Annotated in this window: 1 protein-coding gene and 1 pseudogene; one reads left to right on the top strand and one right to left on the bottom strand. The window is 69.4% G+C overall.

The genetic code is table 11. The features are described from left to right. The coding region (locus A612_RS01820; RefSeq protein ID WP_019372909.1) for an aldehyde dehydrogenase family protein at window positions 1-955 on the bottom strand (955 nt) is incomplete at its 3' end. A gap of 238 nt (window positions 956-1,193) precedes the next feature. Here A612_RS01820 and A612_RS16365 point away from each other — a divergent pair. Next, window positions 1,194-1,460 (top strand): annotated as a pseudogene (locus A612_RS16365) (hypothetical protein); the annotation flags it as partial.

The following is a 1,460-nucleotide window of genomic DNA, read 5'->3' as shown; positions in this document are numbered from 1 at the left end:
CGTAGGCGGCCTGCAGCCGCTGCATGAGCGTGTCCGCCAGGCTCCGGTGCACGATCAGCCGGCGCGTGGTGGTGCAGCGTTGCCCGGCCGTGCCGGCGGCGGCGAAGACGATGCCGCGCACCGCCAGGTCGAGGTCTGCGGTGGGCGCGACGATCACGGCGTTGTTGCCACCCAGCTCCAGCAGCACGCGGCCAAAGCGGCGGGCCACGCGCGGGCCCACCTCGCGGCCCATGCGGGTGCTGCCGGTGGCCGAGACCAGTGCGACCTCGGGGCTGTCGACCAGCAGCTCGCCCACCTCGCGCCCGCCGGGCAGCAGCTGCGACAGGCCCTCGGGGGCATCGCCGAAGCGTGCAGCGGCGCGCTCGAACAGCGCCTGCACCGCCAGCGCCGTGAGCGGTGTCTTCTCGGACGGCTTCCAGACCACCGGGTTGCCGCAGACGAGGGCCAGCGCCGCGTTCCAGGACCAGACGGCCACGGGAAAGTTGAAGGCGCTGATGACGCCGACCACGCCCAGCGGGTGCCAGCTCTCCATCATGCGGTGGCCCGGGCGCTCGGAGGCGATGGTCAGGCCGTACAGCTGGCGTGACAGCCCGACGGCGAAGTCGCAGATGTCGATCATCTCCTGCACCTCGCCGAGTCCCTCGGAGCGGATCTTGCCGGTCTCGATCGACACCAGCGCCCCCAGGTCGTCCTTGGCGGCGCGCAGCTCTTCGCCCAGCAGGCGGACCAGCTCGCCACGCCGCGGCGCCGGCACGGTGCGCCAGGCGAGAAAGGCGGCGCGGGCGCGCTGGATGCGCTCCGCGGCCTGCTCCGGCGTGACCGGCGCCACGCGGCCGATCTCCGCGCCGTCGATGGGCGAGGTGGCGCGCAGTGCGTCTGCTGCAGTGGCGCGGGCCTGGGCCAGCACGCCGAAGCGCTCTAGCAGGGGGGTGGCGAGTTGGGCGGAACGGGTCATCGGCAACTCCGAAAGCGGTCGTGGATGTGAACGGCGACGGCCGGCGCCGCGCGCGGGGCGCGCACCGACACAGGGTGGCGCGGAGAATAGCGCGCCCTCCCTCCGGGCGCGGCCCGGGGTTTGTCCGGCCTCGGCGCGGAACTGGCGAGGACGTAACTCCCCTGTTCTTTTTGGCCGGCTTCTTGTATAACTCTGTTACCCATAGGGTAATTTGTTGCAACAAACTTCGGAGGAGCAGATGTTAAAGAGATTGATTGCCGCCGTGGCACTTTTGGGAGCGGGACTGGCTCAAGCTTTCATGCCGCAGGGAGGGACTTGGGTAGTCACATCTGAGGTCAACGGCAAGCCCGGACGAGGGCTCGCTCTGGATGCGCAGAACGGTATCTTGGTGGTGCAGATGTATGCCTATGAGAGCGGCGGGCAGCCCACCTTTTATCTAGCTTCGGGAGCCTTGCAAAACGATCGCTTCAGCGCTCCATTGATGCGCTACAGCGGCGGCCGTTAC

Origin of the sequence: Melaminivora alkalimesophila, assembly GCF_000282995.1 — a bacterium.
GTDB classification, from domain to species: Bacteria; Pseudomonadota; Gammaproteobacteria; order Burkholderiales; family Burkholderiaceae_C; genus Melaminivora; species Melaminivora alkalimesophila.
The sequence above is the reverse complement of the archived record's forward strand: the minus strand, read 5'-3'. Positions and strand labels throughout refer to the sequence as shown.